The following is an 18855-nucleotide window of genomic DNA, read 5'->3' on the forward strand; positions in this document are numbered from 1 at the left end:
GTGCCGCCTCCGCGAACGCCCGTTGCGGCCCCGGCCATCCCCTAGGCCGGGGCCGCTGAATCCCGTCGCACCACCCTGCCGACGCCGCACTCCCGGAGCGATGACCATGCCCATGACGTCCACGATGACCACACGTACCGGTCCGGACTGGCCCTGTCAGGTCAAGATCCCCGGCAGCTACGACTGGGAACGCTCAGCAGTCAAGTGGCTGCGCGAGCTGGTGCCGACGCGCTACGCGGGCTACCCCACACTGATCCGCCACCCCGTGCTGCTGGCACGGCACGCGCACATCCAGGTCCAGCACGAGATCCGGGTCGCCCGCACCGCCCTCCAGACGGCCCGCGCCGACCTGCCCGGCCTCGGGCTGAGCGAGTCGGTCATCGAGCACACGATCAAGATGTACGCCGCCGAGGTGCTCCAGCTCCAGCACATCGCCCGCAGCATCCGCGCGGTCACCCAGGCCCTGGTCGACACCCACGCCGCCCGCTGAGCCGCCCGCCTGTCTGCCTCCGGGTGCTCAGGACCCTGTACGTGACTCCAGGTCCTTGCGGGTGTCGTCCCCGTAGACGCCCGTCTCGTCGCCGCGGATGCCGTACCAGAGCTGGAAACGGGCCACTGCCTCGGTGAGGGTGGTGTCGTAGCTGCCGCTGGTGGCACCGTGGTCGTAGACGTCCGGAATGCGCGACAGCCGCTGCTGGAGGTCGGTCACCTCGGGACCGCTGTCCCCCTCGCGGAGGGTGCCCGCGCCGTCCGGGTCCGCCGCGACGGGGGCGGACGGGACGGGGGCGGACGGCGTGCCGGTCGGCGTGACCGAAGGTGCCGGCCGGACCTCCTCGCCCTCGGCGCTGCCCGGGAGCAGCAGGGCCGAACCGAAGCCGACCAGAGCCGCCGCGCCGACAGCGACCGCGACGGCGGCCCGGCGCAGGTTCGGCCCGAACCCGAAGCCACTGCCGACCCGTTCCCGCCGGCCCCTCTGCTCCCGCTGACCCGTCTGACGGGTCTGACGGGTCTGCCCCCTCCGTCCCCGCTGTTCCCTCCGTTCGGCGCGTCCGCGGTGGGCGACCGGGGGCAATTGCTCCGTCGCCTCCTCCACGTCGGGCGCGGGCCGGGGCAGCGGGACGGCCTCGTAGCCCTCCGGCATTTCGGCCATCGCCTCCTCGTGCTCTCGCATGAGCTGCGCCAGCGCCTCGGTACGGCGGCGGCGCACCACTCGCGTCGGCTCCAGGGGCCGGCGGCCTTCCGGCCGGCCCGGTGCGGGCGGTGTCGACACTCTGCACCCCTTCCCTGCGTACGGACTCCACACGGGCCGCGTACGGCGATGCCGTCGGCTCCGTGAAGTGATACGCGGTCAGAAGCCGCCGGGTTCAGTGCGGCGGGCCGAGGTTGGGGAAAGGCCGGTGTCCGTCGCCGCCCCGGCTCAGACGCCGCGCTCGACGAAGTGGTCCAGATGGTCCGGGGTGGGGCGCAGCAGGCCGTCACGGACCGCGAGGGCGGTGGCCTCGGCGCGGGAGGCGGCGCCGGTCTTGCGGAGCAGATGCTCGATGTGGCTGTGCACGGTCCGCGGGGACAGGAACAGTGCCTGCGCGATGGCCTGGTTTGTCTGCCCGGTGGCGGCGCGCGTGAGCACTTCCAACTCGCGTGGGCTGAGCCCGTACGGCAGTTCGGTCGGCGTCTCGTGGATCAGCACCGCCTCCGCCGGGCCCGCCGGACCCGGGGCCGAGCTGTGCCGGTACAGGGAGACGCGGTACCAGGTGCCGTCGAGCGGCCACAGCAGTCGCAGCCGCCGGCCGCCTGTCCGGGCGAAGGCGCGCAGCAGGGGACGGAACTCCTCGTCCGCCGCCACCCGGGCGCGCTCCCGTCCCGGCAGGTCGACGCTCCCGCCCTCGGCGACGAGGCTCGCCGCGCCCTCGGCCGGCAGTCCGTGCAGGTCGCCGGTGTGGGCCGTCGGGTCGGCGAGTGCGCCGAGCGCGGGGATGACGGAGGCGAGGAGCCGGCGGGCCTCGGTGTCGTAGGCGTCCGCGTCGCGGGTGGAGAGCGTGATGAGGCCGACGAGGCGTCCGTCGTGCCGGAGTGCTCCGGTCATGGCGTCGCGCACGCCTGCCGGGCGGACCCGGTCTGCGTAGAACCAGCCGTGGCGGAAGCGCTGCCCGGGGTCGTCTGCGTCCTCGGAGATGGAGGGCGGCATGTCCTGGCGGACGACGTTGCGGTACCAGGGGGTGTCGACGAACTCGGCGGCCAGTGTCTGCGACATCTCGGCGGTGTAGCCGATGCCGGCGAGCTGGAGGTGCTCGCCTGTCAGCGGGTCGATGGTCAGCAGAGTCGCCATGTCGAGCGGCAGGGCGCGGCGGAGTTCGTCCAGAGCCTGGGAGCACGCCGCAACGGTGTCGCGCTCGCGTGTGAGCATGCCGATGCGGGTGGCGGCCGCGATCTGGTGGTGGCTGAGCATGCGCGCCTCCGGGAGCTGCCCGGGAGTCATCCAGCAGCGAAGTCGTTTGGCCCCTAACGCTAGGGCCGCGCCTCGTCCCGGACAAGACGTTCGCCCGGACGCGACCGGATCGGTTCCGGCGGACCAGGGGGTGGATGGACGGCCGGGGCGCCCTCGGGGTGGGGGCGCGCTCGGGACGGGGGCCGGGGTGGGCCGAGGTGGGTAGGGGCGCGCTCGGGACGGGGGCGGGGTCGGTCGGGGCGGGTAGGGGCGCGCTCGGGACGGGGGCGGGGTCGGTCGGGGCGGGTAGGGGCGCGCTCGGGACGGGGGCGGGGTCGGTCGGGGCGGAGTCGGTCGGGGCGGGTAGGGGCGCGCTCGGGACGGGGGCGGGGTCGGTCGGGGCGGGTCGGGGGCGGGGGCGGGGTGGGGTCGGGGCGGGGGCGGGGTGGGGTCGGGGCGCGCTCGAGGTGGGGTCGGGACAGGGTCGGTATTTGTACGGATGGTGCGGCGGGGCGCGGGGGGCTTTTCTGTTCGGCACGGCCGGTCTTCACGACCGGCGGCGTCACGAGCCTCTTGCCACACCCCTCGCAGCCCGTTCCCGACGGGCACATCCCCTGGGAGAGCACCGCCATGACCTCATCCCCGTTCGCCGGCTCCGCGGCCTCGCGCAGACAGTTCCTCGCCTGGTCCGGCACGGCCCTCGCCCTCGCCGCCGCCGGCTGTTCGGCACCCGGCAGCGCCACGGCGTCGTCGGGGCGGAAAGCCGCCGCGGGCGGCAAGGGGTCCGGTGAGCCCCTGACGAAGATCGGCCTGGACTATCCGTTCACCCAACTCCCGCTCTACGCAACGCTGGTGAAGCTTTCCACGGCCGCAGCGAAGAAGCACGGAGTCTCTCTGCTGACGACGAGCGACGGCAGCAGCGCCGACACCCAGGCGACCAACCTCACCACCTGGGTCGCCCGCAGGACTCCCGCGATCGTGTCGTTCCCGATGGTGTTCGAGGCCGCCGAGCCGATGGCCGAGGCCGCGCTGGACGCGGGCCTGATCTGGGTGACGTACGGCGGCACACTGGAGCACCAGAGCGCCGACATCCGGTTCAGCTTCCGGGAGGGCGGCACGCTGCTCGGCGAGGCGGCGGCCAAGTGGGCGCTGGAGAACCTCGGCGGCAAGGGCAAGATCGCCTTCCTCACCGACAGCACGATCGAACTGGGCCGCGAACGCACCAAGGGCATGGTCGACGCCTTCACCAGACTGGCGCCCGGCGTCGACGTGGTCTCCCAGGAGCAGGCCATCGACCCCGACACGGGCCTGAGCAAGACGAAGGCCATCCTGGCCAAGCACCCCGACCTCAATCTGGTCCTCGGGGTCACGGACGCGGCGGCGTACGGCGGCTACAAGGCGCTGGAGCAGACCGGGCGGGCGAAGGACGACGCGAAGACGTTCGTCGGCGGGCAGGACGGAGCGGCGCCCTCACTCCTCGCGATCAAACAGGGCACCTTCTACCGCGCCTCCGCCGCCCTCGCCCCGCAGGACATCGCGAACGCCATCGTCGACGTCCCCCTCGCGGTCGCGGCGGGCAAGGCCGACCCCGGTGTGGAGGTACCGATCGCGCTCGTCGGCCCCCGGGACACGGCGAAGATCGACGCCCTGCTCGCCCAGAACGGCTAGGGGGCCGTCATGACCGAGCCGAGTCTCCGGATCCGCGGACTGACCAAGTCCTTCGGCGGGGTCCGGGCCCTGGACGGCGTGGACCTGACCGTGCCGATGGGACAGGTCCACGCCTTGCTCGGCCACAACGGCGCCGGCAAGTCCACCCTCATCAAGTGCCTCGGCGGCGCGTTCCCGCCGGACGCGGGCACGATCGAGGTCGGCGGACGGGCGTACGAGCGGCTGAGCCCGCGCGAGTCGATCACCGCGGGTGTGGCGATCATCTTCCAGACGCTGAGCGTGGTCGACGCGCTCACCGTCGCCGAGAACATCTTCCTCGGCCAGGAGTGGACCCGGTACGGCCGGATCGACCGCCGCGCCCAGGACGAGGTCGCCGCCGGGCTCCTGGAACGGGTGGCGGCGACCTGCTCACCGCGCGACCGGGTCGGCGAACTCCCCATGGGGCAGCGCCAGTTGGTGGAGATCGCCAAGGCGCTCAGCCGCAGCGCGTCGGTCCTGGTCCTCGACGAGCCGACCGCCGCCCTGTCCGCCGCCGAGAGCGACGCCCTCGCGGAGCGGGTCGAGGATCTGCGCGCCCAGGGACTGGCCATCGTCTACGTCACCCATCTGCTGGCGGAGGTCGAACGGCTCGCGGACGCGGTCACCGTCCTGCGCGACGGCCGGGTCACCCATCACGCGGTGGGCGCCGGACAGCGCCGACGGGAACTGGTCGCCGCCATCGCCGGAAGGCCGCCCGGCCCGCCTGCCGAGCGTCGGCCGCTCGGCACCGATTCCCCCGGTCCCGATCACCGTTCCACCACAGACACCACACCCCGCGCCACCAACTCCCCCGCCTCTCCAGTGGCGCGGGGTGTGGGCTCCCCCGACGGAGTCCTGGAACTGGAGGGCCTGTGCGGCCCCGGCTTCGGACCCGTCACCCTCACCGTGGGCAGCGGTGAACGCGTCGGCCTGTACGGGCTCATCGGTTCCGGTCGTACGCGCGTCCTGGAGACGCTGTACGGCAGGCGCCGCGCGTCCGGCGGCACCGTGCGGGTCGGTGACCGTACCGTCAGGGCCCTCCGGCCCGGCGACGCGCTGGCCGCCGGCATCGCCCTCGTACCGGCGGACCGGCGCAGACAGGGACTGTTCCCGGCGCTGAGCGCCCGGGACAACGCGCTGCTTCCGGCGGTGCGCCCCCTTGCCCGGTACGGCGTACGGGCACTCGGCGCCGAGCGGCGGGTGTTCGACGCGCTGGCCGGGGCGGTGGGCCTGCGCCCGGTGCGGCCCCGGCTGCCCGCGGCCTCGTTCTCCGGCGGCAACCAGCAGAAACTGGTCCTCGGCCGGTGGATCAACGATTCCCGGGACGTCCGCGTGCTGCTCCTCGACGAGCCGACCCAGGGCGTCGACGTAGGGGCCCGGCAGGAGATCTACCAGGTCGTGCGCTCACTCGCCGCCGACCGGGGCACAGCCGTGCTGTTCGCGTCCAGTGACCCGGAGGAGATCGTCGCGCTCGCCGACCGCTGCCTCGTCGTCGCCGGCGGCCGGGTCGTGGGTGAACTGTCCGGAACCGAACTCACCGAGGAGGCCCTGCTGTCGGCCGTGCACGACGCCTCCGCCGGCCTCGTCGATTTCACCGACCACTCGGGCAGCCCGGACAGCCCGGACGCCACTCCCGCGCACCAGCGGTCCGCCCCCGCCGAAGGAGCAGTATGACCACCGCCGACTCCGTCCTCGTGCGCCCGCGCGCCCTCGCCGTAGGCGGTCTCGGCACCGTGCGACGGCATCCACTGATCCTGGTGCTGGCCGTGATGGTGCTGGTGTTCCAGGTGTCCACGGGGAGTTTCCTCGACCCGGCCAATCTGCGCGGGATCGCCACCGACGCGGCGACCCTCGCCATCGTCGCCGTGCCGCTCGCGCTGCTGGTGATCAGCGGGTATCTCGATCTGTCCGTCGGTTCGACGCTCGCCCTCGGCGGACTGGTCGCCGGCCGGCTGGCCGGTCAGGGGCAGTCACCGGTCGTCGCCGTGCTGGGCGGCCTGGCCGCCGGGGCCGCGGTCGGTGCCGTGAACGGCGTGCTGTGCTGCTACTTCGGGCTGTCGGCGTTCATCGTGACGCTGGGCATGCTGACCGCCGTACGCGGGCTCGCGCAGCAGCTCTTCCCGTTGCCGCTCAGCGGGTTCGGCGCCGGGTTCGCGTGGCTCGGCGGGTCGCGGATCGCCGGGATCGCGGCGCCGGTCGTCATCGCGGCGGTCGTACTGGTCGCGGGCGCCCTGTTCCTGGCGCTCACGCCGGCCGGGCGGCACGTCTTCGCGATCGGCGTCAACCGGGAGGCCGCGTATCTGTCCGGCATCAGCATCCGGCGTACGCCTTTCGCGCTCTTCGTCGTCACCGGGGTGGCCGCCGCGCTCGCCGGGGCCATCAAGGCGTCCGTGCTGGACAGCGCGGTCGGCGGGACCTCGGGAGCCGGGTTCGAGCTGACCGTGCTGACCGCCGTACTGCTGGGCGGGGTCGCGCTGAGCGGTGGTTCGGGGTCGGTCCTCGGCGTGCTGCTGGGCGTGCTGTTCCTCGGCAGCCTGCAGAACGGCCTGACACTGCTCGACGTGCCCACCTTCTGGCAGCAGATGGCGCAGGGGACCGCTCTGGTGGCGGGCGCCGCGCTCGCCCACTTCGCGCCCCGGGCGGCCCGGTGAACCCTCCTACCGACCTGTCGGCTGTGAACGCGGTCAACACCATTGGGGCCGCGAACTCCATCAACACTGTGAACGCCACGAACACTGCGACCCCTGTGAACTCCGTGAAAGAGGTTTCCGCGTGAGCGACAGCGCTCCCACCCTGATCCTGACCGGTGGTCAGGTCCTCACCGTCGACGGCGACTTCACCGTGGCGGAAGGCGTCGCCGTGCGCGGCCGGGACATCGTCGCCGTCGGGACCGACGCCGAGGTGCGCCCGCTCGCCGGCCCGGACACCCGCGTCGTCGAACTGGACGGACGTACGGTCCTGCCCGGCATCAACGACTCGCATCTGCACGGGGCCGCCTACGGTATGACGAAGCCGCCCTTCGCCATCGACGTCGGCCATCCGACCGTCGGATCGATCGCCGACATCGCCGGGGTCGTGCGGCGGGCGGTGCGGGAGGCGCCGCCCGGTGCGTGGGTGGTCGGGCTGGGCTGGGACCCCGGATATCTGGCGGAGTGCCTCGCCGACCCACGGCGGTTCCCACACCGCGAGGATCTGGACTCGGTCGCGCCGGACCACCCGGTCTGTCTGACCGACTTCTCCTCCCACATGGCGTGGCTCAACACCGCGGCGCTGCGTGCGTGCGGGATCGACGCGGACAGTACGGCGCCGGGCGGCGGTGTCATCGACCTCGGCGCGGACGGGCAGCCCACCGGCATCCTGCGCGAGGCCGCCCAGGGACTCGTGCAGGCCGGCCTCCCCTCCCCCACCGTCGCCGAGCGCCGCCGGGCCATCCAGGGGGTCGTCCGGGAGCTGCACTCGCGCGGGATCACCAGCTACACCGAGCCGGGTCTCGGGCCGGGCGGTGCCGGGACCTTCTTCGGCGGACTGAGCACCGACAACTGGACGGCGTACGCGGAACTGGCCGCGGAAGGTGAGCTGGACGCCCGGATCAGCGTGCTGCTCCTGCCCGCGCCGATGGGCGGCTCCGCCGACGACGTACGCAAGGGCCTCGCCGAACTGCGCCGGCCGGAGTCGGCCGACCCCCGGCTCCTCAACGCCATCGGCGTCAAGATCTTCGCCGACGGGGTGCCGCCGAACCGTACGGCCTGGATGAACGACCCGTATCCCGAGGGCGGTCACGGCGCGCTGTGCGTGCACGGATCGACACCAGCGCTGCAGGTGGACGAGTTGCGCGAGATGATCCGGGTCGCGCACGAGGCCGGATTCCAGCTCGGCGTACACGTCACGGGCGACCGGGCGATCGACACCGTCGTCGACGCGTTCCTCGACGCCGAGACCGCCGCACCCCGCGCCGACGCCCGGCACTACGTCATCCACGGCGACTTCATCGGCCCCGACAGCCTGGCGAAACTGGCGGCGCACGGATACGGGGTCAACATGAACCCCGCCATCAAGTGGACCATCTCCGACCTGATGGACGAGGTCGTGGGACCCGCCCGGTCGGCGTACCAGTGGCCGGTGCGGTCGGCGATCGAGGCCGGGGTGCGGGTGTGCGCGAGTTCCGACGCGCCGATCACCAGGCCGGACTGGCGTCAGGGGGTGGCCGCGATGCTGCTGCGCGAGTCGAAGGCCAGCGGCCGGCCCAGCGGCCCCGAGCAGTGCGTGACGCTCGCCGAGGCTCTCCGCGCCTACACGGCCACCCCGGCTTGGCAGGACTTCGCGGACGACTGGAAGGGCACCATCGAGCCGGGCTCGGTCGCGGACCTGTGCGTCCTGGACCGCCCCCTGCTCGGTCTTGACCCGCACGACATCACCGGGGTCGAGGTGGACCTCACGGTGTTCGACGGACGGGTGGTCTTCGAGCGGGGCTGACCCCTCCGCCGGGCGGCTGATGATTCGGCAACCGACCGATGGGGGGGGGAGGGCACTCAGTTCCCCATAAGGAGCGCACTGAGTGCCATCAGCCTCGATCGGATGCTAGTTTCCCGACCATGACCAAACCGCCCATGCGGGACGCCCTGGTCGCGGCGGCCTTCCAGCTGTTTCTGGAGCGGGGCTACGAGCAGACCACCGTGGACGACATCGTGGCGCTGGCCGGCGTCGGGCGGCGGTCGTTCTTCCGCTACTTCCCGTCCAAGGAGGACGTGGTCTTCCCCGACCACGAGCGGTGCCTGGCCGACATGACGGCCTACCTGGCCGACAGCCCCGGGGACGCGGAACCGGTCGGGCGGGTGTGCGCCGCCGCCCGCATGGTGCTGCTCATGTACGCCGAGAACCCGGCCTTCTCCGTCCAGCGCTACCGGCTCACCAAGAAGGTCCCCGGGCTGCGCGCCTCCGAACTGTCGGTGGTCTGGCGGTACGAGCGCGCCCTGGCCGCGTATCTGCGTGAGCGTTTCGCCGGCCGGCCCGACGGGACGCTCCAGGCCGACGTGATCGCGGCGGCCGTCGTCGCGGCCCACAACAACGCGCTGCGCTCCTGGCTGCGCTCGGACGGACACGGCGACGCGACCACGGCCGTCGACCACGCCCTGGACTATGTGAAGTCTGCGTTCGGCGCCCCGCCCGCGCCCCCCGAACAGGACGAGCCCCGCCCCGGGCCCGGCTCCGGCTCCGGCTCCGAGGACGTGGTGGTCGTCGTCTCGCGGCGCGGGGCGCCGATGTGGCGGGTCGTTCAGGAGATCGAGTCCTTGCTGGAAACCCCACGCGAAAATTGAGGGTACGCAGTGCCTTTACGCATGACACTGAGTGCCATACCCTGAAGCCGTGCACGGTGGCACGGCGAACCGCGCACTTCGGATTCAGGCCGAGCGCAGGGAGACACCGTGTACCACTCACCAGGCGCCACGCGTCCGATGGGCGCAGGCTCCGCCACCGGCCTGCTCGACGCCCCGGCCGACACGAACACCCTGGTCTTCCAGCGCTGCGGCTGGTGCGCCACCGCGATGTACCACCGGCTGCTGTGCCCGGTCTGCGCGGGCAGCGACCTGCGCATGGAGCGCAGCGAGGGCACGGGCACGGTCCGGCACGCCACGGTGGTCAACCGGAACACCCCGGCCGCACGCAATGTGTCACTGGTCGAGATGACCGAGGGCTTCGTCGTACGCGGCCGGGTGATGGGCCCCGCCATCGGCATCCACGGCGGGGACCGGGTCCGGCTGGCCATGGCGAAGGACCCGGTGCGCGGCGAACCGGTGTTCCAGCTGCTGGACGAGCCGTACCGGGCCTGGATCTGACGCTTCGTCACCAACCGTTGCGCTGAAGGCATCTACCCGTCCCGCATCGCCAACGCCCGCAGTACGCACCTCCATTGTCTCTCCTTCACAGGCAACCCACAGGTCCCTGAGCCCGTCCTTCGAGGCGAGAGGGGCCGTCGGAGATCCGGGGGCTCCTGACCAAGGGCCAGGAGGAGAGAGCATTGCTACGTGCCGGGCGAATATGGGTCACCGCTGCGGCGGTAATCGCCGTGGTGGGAGGATCGCCAGGATGGGCGCAGGCGCAGCAGCCGACCAGCTCCGAGGTGACGGCCCGACAGCTGCCCTCTGACTGGACGTTCACCGGTGACGGTGCGGAACGGCAGCTCGTCTGGCGCTCCGGCAGACCATTGCCGATGGGTGACGCGCGCGTCGAGTTCTACGCGGGCGAGCGGCTGCTCGGCCGGCCGACGGCGGGGCAGGACGGCCGGACGTTCCGGCTTCCGCTGGAAGAGGCTCAGAAGCTCAGCGGCCTCAAGGGGACCAAGGCCGTCGAGGACCTGCAAGTACACGCCGGTGGGCGCCGGTTGGACGTGGCGGGACTCGCGGCGGTCCCGGACGGGCGCCGCGCCGCTGTCGCGCCGCCCGCCGCGGCGCCGGCCAATCCCGTGGACCCCGGCAAGCCGGGCTCGTACCGTACGGTCTCGGGCGAGTACACGCTCGACTCGGTGAAACTGCCCGGGATGCCCGTGCCGGTGGAGATGAAGGCCGTGGTGGTCGCCCCGACCGGGGCCACCGGCCGCAGGCCTCTCGCCCTGTTCCTGCACGGACGTCACTCCACCTGTTACAAGCCCGGCAGCACCGATGTCGACGGCGCGTGGCCCTGCCCGGCCGGGGAGAAGCAGATACCGAGCTACCGGGGATATCTTCGCGACCAGAAACTCCTGGCGTCCCAGGGCTATGTGACGGTGTCGATCTCCGCGAACGGCATCAACGCCCAGGACTCGGACCTTGAGGACGCCGGAGCCCAGGCCCGCTCCTCGCTCGTCCGGCAGCACCTCGCCCGCTGGGCGGGCTGGACCACGAACCGGCCCTCGGCACCGACGATCGTACGGACCGCCCCGGCCGCCGACCTCTCACGAGTGCTGCTGGTCGGCCACTCGCGGGGCGGCGAGGGCGTCAATCGCGCCGCCATGGACAGCCTGTACCGGCCGCCGGCCGACCAGGACGGGGCCCCCGGCCCGGTGCGCTGGAACATCCGGGGCACCGTCCTCATCGGTCCGACGATCTTCGGTCAGAACCCGGTCGCCGATGTGCCGTCGATGACGATCCTGCCCGGCTGCGACGGCGATGTGTCGGATCTCCAGGGCGAGTTGGCCTTGGACGGCACCCGCGGGATCAGCCGCGGCGCCGCCCTGCACAGCGCGGTCTACGTGATCGGCGCCAACCACAACTACTTCAACACCGAGTGGACGCCGGGGCAGGCGCAGGCACCGGCGGACGACGACTTCTACTCGGACCCGAACGACCGGGACCCGGTGTGCGACGTGGGCACCAGGACCCGGCTGACCCCCGACCAGCAGCACAAGGCGGGCGCCTCCTACGTCGCGGCGGCGGCCCGGCTGTTCGTCGCCGGCGACGACCGGGTCCGTCCGCTGCTCGACGGCTCCGGCCTGCGGGCGCCGTCCGCCGATCCGGCGCGCGTCCTCACGCACGCGGTGGGCGGAAACCGCTCGGCCGGCATCCTGCCGGACGGCGCGGTGACCGTGCAGGGCGGCGGCGGACGACTGTGCTCGGCGGTGGACGACCGTCCTTCGGTCAGGTGTCTGGCCCCGGACGCCGGCCAGTCCCCGCACTTCGCGAGCTGGGCGACGGAGCGGGAGGTCGGCCGCCGGGCGGTCGCCGTCAAGTGGTCACAGCCGGGTACCGCGGTACGGGTGACACCCGGGCGTCCGGTGTCCCTCGGCGACGCCAAGGCCCTCGCCCTGCGCGTCGTCGTGCCCCCGAACACCACCGGGACGCAACTGGACGTGTCCGTCACCGACACCGCGGGCAAGCGCGCCACGCTCGGCCGGGTCCGCGTGGACGGACTGCCCGGCAGCAACCGGACGGCTTCGTACTGGGCGCGGGAGGTCCGCGTACCGCTGTCCGCCGCCGCTCGCGCCGGGGTCGATCTACGCAAGGTGAGGAGCGTGGAGCTGACTCCGCGCAGCCGTGCGGGACAGGCCTGGCTGATCGACACGTGGGGCTGGCGCCCCGGCACACCCGCGGTGCGCCCGGCCGCGCTGCCGCGCGTCGACCTCGGACAGCTGACCGTCAAGGAGGGCGACTCCGGCACCCGGACCTACCGGGTTCCGGTCCGGATCACCGGGCAGGGAGGCGGCACGGTCCGCCTCTACGCCCAGAACCCCGGGACGGACACGATGACGAGCCGGCTGGTCACGGTGCGCCCCGGCGAGCAGAGCATCGACGTGCCGGTGACGGTGAAGGGCGACACCCTGTACGACTACGACGTCCAGCGCAGCGTGTTCGTGAAGGCGGTGCGCGGTGCGGTCATCGGCTCGTACAGCGGTGGGGTGATCGTCGAGAACGACGATCCCGCGCCCACGGTCACCATCACCCCGGTCGCGGACCGGGTCACCGAGGGCCGGCCGCTGACCTGGCGCGCGACACTGTCGGCGCCTTCCCGCGCCGATATGTACGCCTACCTCAAGGTGGTGCCGGTCACCGGCGGCGCGGAACTGTCCACCAAGGACGTCGACCCTGCATGGCTGATGGACGCCACCGGTGAATCACCGCTGCCGGAACGGCCGTTGTCCACGATCGACGGACTCTACCTTTACGCGGCAGTCCAGCCGGGTCAGTTGACCGCCGACGTGAACCTGCCGACGGTCGCGGACACGGTGGCCGAGCCGGAGGAGTCGGTGCGGCTGCGGCTGGCCGACTACGACGAGGAGACGGGAGAGCCGATCCCCGGGCCCGAGTTCACGGGCACCGTGCTCGACGCCTCGTAGAGGTGCGTCAGTGAGTGAGGGTGGGACCGCTGCCCCTGCGGGGTGCGGTCCCACCCTCAGCTGTTCACGAGAGTGATCCGGATCCCGACCGTGCCCGTCCTGCCGCGCCGCAGCCGGCTGCCCATGAGGGTGAGGCGGCCCAGCACGCCGTACTTGCGGGCGAGGAGCCGCCGGTAGGCGTCGGTCCCGGACTGGTCGAGGATCTCGGCGGTACCGGGGACCTGGTCGCCGGTCGGATTGCCGCGGACATCGCAGGGGCCGACAAGGACGTCGGCCCGCTTGCGGATCCGCTTCACCTTCCAGGAGTCCGTCACCGACCAGGCTCCGAGAGCGTCCCCGTCCCGCACCACCCAGACCGGGGTGGCGACGGACGTGCCGTTCTTGCGGAAGCTGGTGATCAGCAGGTATTTGCCCGCGCCGAGCCGGTCCAGGGTGCTGGTGTCGTCCATGGACGCGAGTCTAGGCGCCGGGACCTCAACTGCCGCCCGGCGCCCTGCCCTCCTCGCCGGCTCTCACCAGCGGGGCAGCAGCCGCTCGTACTCCGGCCGGATCTGTTGCATGTACCCGGTGTCGTCGCGGTCCCGTATCCCGGAGTCGAGGTAGCGGCGGTGGGCCCGGTCGAGGGCGTCGGGGTCGAGTTCGACACCCAGGCCGGGGCCGGTCGGCACCTTCACGGCGCCGTCGCGGACCTCGATGGCGCCGGGGACGATCACGTCGTCGGCCGAGTTCCACGGGTAGTGCGTGTCGCAGGAGTGCGCGAGGTTGGGGATGGCGGCGCCGACGTGGGTCATCGCGGCGAGGCTGATGCCCAGGTGCGAGTTGGAGTGCATGGACAGCTCGATGCCGAACGCCTCGCAGACGGCGGCGAGTTGACGGGTCCTACGGAGTCCGCCCCAGTAGTGGTGGTCGGTGAGGAGGACCTGGATCGCGTTCTGTTCGACGGCGGGGCGCAGATGTTCCCAGGCGATCACGCACATGTTGGTGGCGAGCGGCATCGGCGCGTCCTTGGCGACCTCGGCCATGCCGGAGATGGTGGCGGTCGGGTCCTCCAAGTACTCGATGACGCCGTCGAGTTCACGGGCGACGTACTTGGAGGTCTCCACCGTCCAGGCCGTGTTGGGGTCGAGGCGCAGCGGCTGTCCGGGGAAGGCCTCCGCGAGCGCCTTCATCGCGGCGATCTCCTCGTCGGGCGGGAAGACACCGCCCTTGAGCTTGAACGAGGTGAATCCGTACCGTCGTTGCATCAGCCGGGCCTGTTCGACGACCCCGGCCGGGTCGAGGGCCTCGCCCCACTCGTCGCCGATGGCCGCACGGCCGTCGAGGGCCGGGTGTTCGGCCCACTTGTAGAAGAGGTACGCGGCGAAGGGCACGGCGTCCCTGACCTTGCCGCCGAGCAGGTCGCTGACCGGGCGGCCCAGCAGCTTGCCCTGGGCGTCGAGGCAGGCCACCTCGACGGCCGAGGTGGCCCAGCCCCGGTCGTGGGACCGGGGCGCGGCAGGCCTCAGGACGGTGTCGATCGCGGCGGCGATGGCGGTCGTGTCGAAGACGTCCATGCCGACGACGACCTTCGCCGCCTCCTGGAGCCGTTCGAGACGGGCACTGCCTCCGGGCGACTCTCCGAGGCCCACCGTGCCGTTCTCCAGGACGAGTTGGAGGACGCAGCGCAGGGCGAGCGGTTCGTGCACCCCGTCGGCGTTGAGGAGGGGCGGGTCACTGAACGCGATGGGGGTGATGCGGAGTTCGCGGATACGCGTGCCGGTTCCGGTGCCGCTCATGTGCGTACTCCTGTCGTCGTGCGCGAGGCCGCTCATGCGCGGACCGCCTCCAGACCGTGGTCGATGAGTTTCGCCAGCCGGGCAAGGTGTTCCGGCGTCGGGTCGAGCAGGGGTGCCCGTACGCCGCCGACGTCCAGCCCCCGCAGGGTCACGCCGGCCTTGACCAGCGCCACCGCGTATCCGGGTACCTCGTCACGGAGTTCGACGAGCGGGCCGTAGAACCCGTCGAGGAGCTTGGTGACCAGAGCCTGGTCGCCCTCCGCCAGCGCCCGGTGGAACGCGGTGGCGATCTCCGGGGCGAAGGCGAACACGGCGGACGAGTACAGGTCGACGCCGACGCCCTGGTAGGCGGCGGCCGTCATCTCGGCGGTGGGCAGGCCGTTGAAGAAGGCGAAGTCCTCGCCGCCGGGCAGCGCCCGGATCGTACGGACGATGCGGTGCATGCGTTCCAGGTCGCCGATGCCGTCCTTGAGGCCGACGACCCCGGGCAGGCTCGCGATCTCCGCGGCCGTGGCCTCGGTGAGGCGGGCGGTGCCGCGCTGGTAGAAGATCACCGGCAGCCGGGCCGCGGACGTCACCTCCCGCGCGTACCGCACGAGCCCCTGCTGCGGTGCGGTCACCAGATACGGCGGCAGCAGCAGGATGCCGTCGGCGCCGGCCTCCCGGATACGGGCGGCCTGGTCGAGGGCGGCCGGCACCGGACCGCCCGCGGCGGCCAGCACGGGGACGCGCCCGGCGGTCGTGGCGACCGCGATCCTGGTCGCCTCCCCGATCTCGGCGGGCGTCAGCGCGTGGAACTCGCCGGTGCCGCAGGCGACGAACACCCCGCCGGCACCGGCGGCGACCCCCGCCTCGATGTGCTGGGCGAGGCGTTCCCCGTCCAGCGTTCCGTCCGCCGCGAAGGGCGTCACCGGAAAGAACAGCACTCCCTGGAACTTCATGTCTCTCTCAAACGTGGGGGGGGGGTCGGGGTCGGGGGGTGTCAGCCCTTGGTGGCACCGGCGGCGATGCCGGAGACCAGCGAGCGCTGAAGGAGCAGATAGACGATCAGACTGGGTATGAGGGCGATGACCGCGCCCGCCAGCACCACCCCGGAGCCGACCTCGGGGTCGGTGCGCAGGACGGACAGGGCGACGGTCACCGTGTAGTCGGTGGGGTCCTTGGCGGCGATCAGCGGCAGCAGGTACTGGTCCCAGATCATGATGAAGCCGAGGACGCCGGCCACACCGAGCGCGGGCTTGCACAGCGGCAGCACGATCTGCCACAGCATGCGCAGCTCGCCGACGCCGTCGAGGCGGGCGGCCTCCTCGATCTCGTCGGGGATGTCCTTCATGAACTCGGTCAGCATCATCACCGAGAAGCCCCAGGCACCCAGCGGGAGGATGACGCCCCAGACGGTGCCCTTGAGGTCGAGGTGGACCACCGGGACGTCACCGAGGACCAGTGACAGCGGGATCGCGATGACCTCCTCGGGCAGCATCATCGTCAGCATGAACAGGGTCAGTATCAGGGCCTGGCCGCGGAAACGGTGCCTGGCCAGCGCGTACGCGGCGAGTGTGCAGACCACGAGCTGGAGGAGCAGCCCGCCGCCCGCTATGACGAGCGAGTTGGAGAAGTAGTCCCAGATGCCGCGCTCGCCGGCCACCGTGAAGTTCAGCAGTGTGCTGTCGTGCGGCAGGAAGGACAGCGACGAGCCGCTGGCGTTCTTCGTGAAGGCACCCGAGAGGATCGCGAGGAAGGGCGCCGCGAAGATGGCCACGGCTGTCGCGCAGAGCAGGATCCGCAGGGCCCAGGCGGTGCCCGGCTTGTCGTTCCAGCCGAGAGCGGTGTCGAAGCGGGCCGGAGTGGTCCGCTTCGCCTTGCCGGACCGCTTGCCCGTGGTCCTCGGTGCGGTCGCCCGGACGGGGTCGATGACGGGGGCGCTCATCGCACGTCTCCCCTCTTGCGGAAGTAGTTGACGGTGACGGTGAGCAGCAGCGTCACGCAGAGCAGTACGACGGAGGCCGCTGAAGCGCCGCCGATGTCGTTGCGGGTGAAGCCGAGGGTGTAGGCGCGGGTCATCCAGACCTCGGTGGACCCGGCCGGGCCGCCGCCGGTCAGGACGTAGACCTCGGTGAAGACGCGCAGTCCGCGGATCGCGGCGAGGGTGAGGACGATGCCGAGGGCGGGGCGGATCGCGGGCAGGGTGACGTACCGCAGCCGCTGCCAGAGGGAGACTCCGTCCATCGCGGCGGCCTCGTACAGCGAGCGGTCGACGCCCGCGAGGCCGGCCATGATGATGACCATGTTGTAGGGGGCCCAGATCCAGATGCCCATGGCCATCGTCGACCACAGCGCGAGGTCCGGGTTGTCGAGGAACTGGACCGGGCCGAGCCCGAAGAGGTTCAGGCCGCTGTTGAGGAGGCCGTCGGAGGTCGGGTAGTACATCAGCCGCCACAGCTCACCGACGACCGCGGTCGCGGTGACGGCGGGCAGGAAGACGGCGGTCCGCACGATCTTCAGCAAGCGGGCCTGGCCCTCCAGGAGCAGAGCGAGGACGAAGCCGAGGACGATGGCTCCCAAAGACTGGCCGATGCCGAGGACCAGGGTGTGTCCGATGGCGTCCTGGAAGCGGTGGTCGGTCAGGACCCGGGTGTAGTTGTCGAGGCCGGTCCACCTGTCGCCGAGGAAGGGCCGCACGTCGAAGAAGCTGAGCCAGACGCCCTTGGCCATCGGCCAGAACTTGAAGACGAGGGCGAGCAGCAGGCCCGGTGCGAGGAACAGCCACGGCACCAGGGCCTTCTTGGTGGGGCGCCGGCCTCCGCGCGCCGCGGGGGTGGTCACGGTAGCGGTCATTTCAGCAGGTCCTGGTCCTTGAGGTCACCGGCGAGGGTCTCGTTGAGCTCCTTCAACTGGGAGCGGACGTCACCGCCGCAGTACGTGAAGATCGCGTTGAGGCTGTCGGCGGTGTCCTGCTTGATGGGAGCGAAGTCGGGCGCGTTCGGGAACTGCTGCGAGGCGTCCTCGTACGCCTTCTGCACCACGCTCCAGCGGGGATCGTCGCGGACTGCCGCCGCGTCCAGCGTGGAGTTCACGGGGATGCGGACGACGGGCTGGTTCTCGCCGGTCATGGCGATCTTCTGGCCCTCGGGGCTGATGAGGAACGCGGCGAGTTCCTGTTCCTGCTTCGTCTTTCCGGTCTTAGCGCCGAAGTAGACGTTCTCGCCGTCGGCCAGCACGTCGCCGCCCGCCGGGCCCGCGGGGGCCGGGACGACCTCGTACTTGTCCTTGCCGAGGGTCTGGTCGAAGGTGGTGATGTTGTACGGGCCGGTCATGTACATCCCGGCGTTGCCGTCCTGGAAGTTCGTGGCGGTGGAGGTGATGGCGGTGAGGGCGCCAGGCTGGGTGACAGCGTTGTCACCGCAGAAGAGGTTGTCCTTCATCCAGGTCACGGTGTTGACGGCGGCGGCCGAGTCCATGGCCGGCTTGTAGGTGCCCTGACCGTCCGGCTCCACGATCTTCGCGCCGCCCTGCCAGAGGAAGCTGGAGCCCCACCAGGCGGCGTAGCCGTTCTGGGCGCTGCCGGGGACGACCATGCCGTAGGTGTCGGCCTTGCCGTCGCCGTCCGGGTCGCGGGTGGCGAACGCCTTGGCGACGTCCAGCATCTCCTGCCAGGTGGTGGGCGCCTCGATGCCCAGTTTCCGCAGCCAGTCCTTGCGGATCATCAGGGTCTGGGCCTGTCGGGAGTAGGGGATGCCGTAGTGCTTGCCGTCGATGCCCACGGTCGACGCCCATGACTTGGCGGTGATCTGGTCATGGCCCGCGATCGAGTCCGGGTCGACGGCCTTCAGCAGGCCCTGGCTCTGGTAACTGCCCATCAGCGCCGTGTCGTTGATCATGACGTCGGGCAGGTCCTTGGTGGACGCACGGCTCTGCAGCTGCTGGTCGAAGTTGATGACCGGCTGGTAGTCGACTTTGATCCCGGTCTTCTTGGTGAAGGTGGCGAACACCCGCCCGTAGGTGGCGGCGGAATCCGGGTTGCTCCGGGTCCACACCTCCAGCGTGTTCGGGTCGTCGCCGGAGCCGCCGGAACCGGTTCCGCAGGCGGCCGTTGTGAAAGCGAGCCCCGTGACGGCGAGTACGGCGGCCAGGCGGCGACTTCGTCGGCGATCGCCCATGGAAGT

Annotated in this window: 16 protein-coding genes; 8 read left to right on the plus strand and 8 right to left on the minus strand. The window is 71.7% G+C overall.

The genetic code is table 11. From position 1 onward, the window contains the following. Positions 1-100: 100 nt before the first annotated feature. Positions 101-490, plus strand: a complete 390-nt coding sequence (locus tag QA861_RS03085) for a hypothetical protein (protein ID WP_334586630.1) — start codon at positions 101-103, stop codon at positions 488-490. Positions 491-517: 27 nt separating this feature from the next. Here the strand turns inward: QA861_RS03085 and QA861_RS03090 are convergent, their stop codons facing one another. Both QA861_RS03090 and QA861_RS03095 read right to left on the minus strand, forming a co-directional pair. Beyond that, positions 518-1270, minus strand: a complete 753-nt coding sequence (locus QA861_RS03090; protein WP_334586631.1) for a peptidoglycan-binding domain-containing protein — start codon at positions 1268-1270, stop codon at positions 518-520. A gap of 147 nt (positions 1271-1417) precedes the next feature. Continuing rightward, a complete protein-coding gene (locus tag QA861_RS03095; RefSeq protein WP_334586632.1) occupies positions 1418-2446 on the minus strand; it encodes a LuxR C-terminal-related transcriptional regulator in 1029 nt (342 codons plus the stop codon). A 609-nt stretch (positions 2447-3055) separates the two neighbouring features. Here QA861_RS03095 and QA861_RS03100 point away from each other — a divergent pair. The 7 genes from QA861_RS03100 to QA861_RS03130 all read left to right on the plus strand — a co-directional run bounded on the left by QA861_RS03100 (position 3056) and on the right by QA861_RS03130 (position 12917). Continuing rightward, positions 3056-4093, plus strand: a complete 1038-nt coding sequence (locus QA861_RS03100) for a sugar ABC transporter substrate-binding protein (protein WP_334586633.1) — start codon at positions 3056-3058, stop codon at positions 4091-4093. Positions 4094-4102: 9 nt separating this feature from the next. Then, on the plus strand, positions 4103-5785 hold the full coding sequence (locus QA861_RS03105; protein ID WP_334586634.1) for a sugar ABC transporter ATP-binding protein: 1683 nt from the start codon (positions 4103-4105) through the stop codon (positions 5783-5785). After that, the gene (locus QA861_RS03110; protein ID WP_334586635.1) at positions 5782-6762 is read left to right on the plus strand and encodes an ABC transporter permease; all 981 of its coding nucleotides are present in this window, start codon (positions 5782-5784) and stop codon (positions 6760-6762) included. Before QA861_RS03105 ends, QA861_RS03110 begins: the two co-directional genes overlap by 4 nt. Positions 6763-6883: 121 nt before the next feature. Then, on the plus strand, positions 6884-8584 hold the full coding sequence (locus tag QA861_RS03115) for an amidohydrolase (RefSeq protein WP_334586636.1): 1701 nt from the start codon (positions 6884-6886) through the stop codon (positions 8582-8584). A 134-nt stretch (positions 8585-8718) separates the two neighbouring features. Beyond that, positions 8719-9426, plus strand: a complete 708-nt coding sequence (locus QA861_RS03120; protein ID WP_334590435.1) for a TetR family transcriptional regulator — start codon at positions 8719-8721, stop codon at positions 9424-9426. A gap of 138 nt (positions 9427-9564) precedes the next feature. Further along, complete coding sequence (locus tag QA861_RS03125) at positions 9565-9945, plus strand: Zn-ribbon domain-containing OB-fold protein (RefSeq protein WP_334590436.1); 381 nt, start codon at positions 9565-9567, stop codon at positions 9943-9945. A 182-nt stretch (positions 9946-10127) separates the two neighbouring features. Continuing rightward, positions 10128-12917, plus strand: a complete 2790-nt coding sequence (locus QA861_RS03130) for a hypothetical protein (protein WP_334586637.1) — start codon at positions 10128-10130, stop codon at positions 12915-12917. Positions 12918-12973: 56 nt separating this feature from the next. On the opposite strand, the gene QA861_RS03135 is transcribed toward QA861_RS03130, so the two are convergent. The 6 genes from QA861_RS03135 to QA861_RS03160 all read right to left on the minus strand — a co-directional run bounded on the left by QA861_RS03135 (position 12974) and on the right by QA861_RS03160 (position 18849). Then, positions 12974-13366 (minus strand): PPOX class F420-dependent oxidoreductase, encoded by a 393-nt coding sequence (locus QA861_RS03135; RefSeq protein ID WP_334586638.1) that lies wholly within the window; start codon positions 13364-13366, stop codon positions 12974-12976. Between the two features lie 63 nt (positions 13367-13429). Next, positions 13430-14692 (minus strand): glucarate dehydratase family protein, encoded by a 1263-nt coding sequence (locus QA861_RS03140; protein ID WP_334586639.1) that lies wholly within the window; start codon positions 14690-14692, stop codon positions 13430-13432. Positions 14693-14724: 32 nt separating this feature from the next. Beyond that, positions 14725-15633 carry a 5-dehydro-4-deoxyglucarate dehydratase gene (locus tag QA861_RS03145; RefSeq protein WP_334586640.1) on the minus strand — a complete coding sequence of 303 codons (909 nt, stop codon included), beginning with the start codon at positions 15631-15633 and terminating at the stop codon, positions 14725-14727. 41 nt (positions 15634-15674) lie between these two features. Beyond that, on the minus strand, positions 15675-16619 hold the full coding sequence (locus QA861_RS03150) for a carbohydrate ABC transporter permease (protein WP_334586641.1): 945 nt from the start codon (positions 16617-16619) through the stop codon (positions 15675-15677). Further along, positions 16616-17527 carry a carbohydrate ABC transporter permease gene (locus tag QA861_RS03155; RefSeq protein ID WP_334586642.1) on the minus strand — a complete coding sequence of 304 codons (912 nt, stop codon included), beginning with the start codon at positions 17525-17527 and terminating at the stop codon, positions 16616-16618. Before QA861_RS03155 ends, QA861_RS03150 begins: the two co-directional genes overlap by 4 nt. Then, positions 17524-18849: a sugar ABC transporter substrate-binding protein gene (locus tag QA861_RS03160; protein WP_334586643.1), complete on the minus strand. Its 1326-nt coding sequence runs from the start codon at positions 18847-18849 to the stop codon at positions 17524-17526. The genes QA861_RS03155 and QA861_RS03160 overlap by 4 nt, the downstream gene beginning before the upstream one ends. Positions 18850-18855 lie beyond the last annotated feature (6 nt).

Origin of the sequence: Streptomyces sp. B21-083 (assembly GCF_036898825.1) — a bacterium.
GTDB lineage: Bacteria > Actinomycetota > Actinomycetes > Streptomycetales > Streptomycetaceae > Streptomyces.

What these genes read in the sequence shown, in the direction of transcription:
- QA861_RS03140 (WP_334586639.1), bottom strand. Translation starts at nt 14,692, where the DNA reads ATGAGCGGCACCGGAACCGGCACGCGTATCCGCGAACTCCGCATCACC.
- QA861_RS03155 (WP_334586642.1), bottom strand. Translation starts at nt 17,527, where the DNA reads ATGACCGCTACCGTGACCACCCCCGCGGCGCGCGGAGGCCGGCGCCCC.
- QA861_RS03085 (WP_334586630.1), top strand. Translation starts at nt 101, where the DNA reads ATGACCATGCCCATGACGTCCACGATGACCACACGTACCGGTCCGGAC.
- QA861_RS03095 (WP_334586632.1), bottom strand. Translation starts at nt 2,446, where the DNA reads ATGCTCAGCCACCACCAGATCGCGGCCGCCACCCGCATCGGCATGCTC.
- QA861_RS03105 (WP_334586634.1), top strand. Translation starts at nt 4,103, where the DNA reads ATGACCGAGCCGAGTCTCCGGATCCGCGGACTGACCAAGTCCTTCGGC.
- QA861_RS03120 (WP_334590435.1), top strand. Translation starts at nt 8,719, where the DNA reads ATGCGGGACGCCCTGGTCGCGGCGGCCTTCCAGCTGTTTCTGGAGCGG.
- QA861_RS03160 (WP_334586643.1), bottom strand. Translation starts at nt 18,849, where the DNA reads ATGGGCGATCGCCGACGAAGTCGCCGCCTGGCCGCCGTACTCGCCGTC.
- QA861_RS03150 (WP_334586641.1), bottom strand. Translation starts at nt 16,619, where the DNA reads ATGAGCGCCCCCGTCATCGACCCCGTCCGGGCGACCGCACCGAGGACC.
- QA861_RS03110 (WP_334586635.1), top strand. Translation starts at nt 5,782, where the DNA reads ATGACCACCGCCGACTCCGTCCTCGTGCGCCCGCGCGCCCTCGCCGTA.
- QA861_RS03135 (WP_334586638.1), bottom strand. Translation starts at nt 13,366, where the DNA reads ATGGACGACACCAGCACCCTGGACCGGCTCGGCGCGGGCAAATACCTG.
- QA861_RS03145 (WP_334586640.1), bottom strand. Translation starts at nt 15,633, where the DNA reads ATGAAGTTCCAGGGAGTGCTGTTCTTTCCGGTGACGCCCTTCGCGGCG.
- QA861_RS03100 (WP_334586633.1), top strand. Translation starts at nt 3,056, where the DNA reads ATGACCTCATCCCCGTTCGCCGGCTCCGCGGCCTCGCGCAGACAGTTC.
- QA861_RS03125 (WP_334590436.1), top strand. Translation starts at nt 9,565, where the DNA reads ATGGGCGCAGGCTCCGCCACCGGCCTGCTCGACGCCCCGGCCGACACG.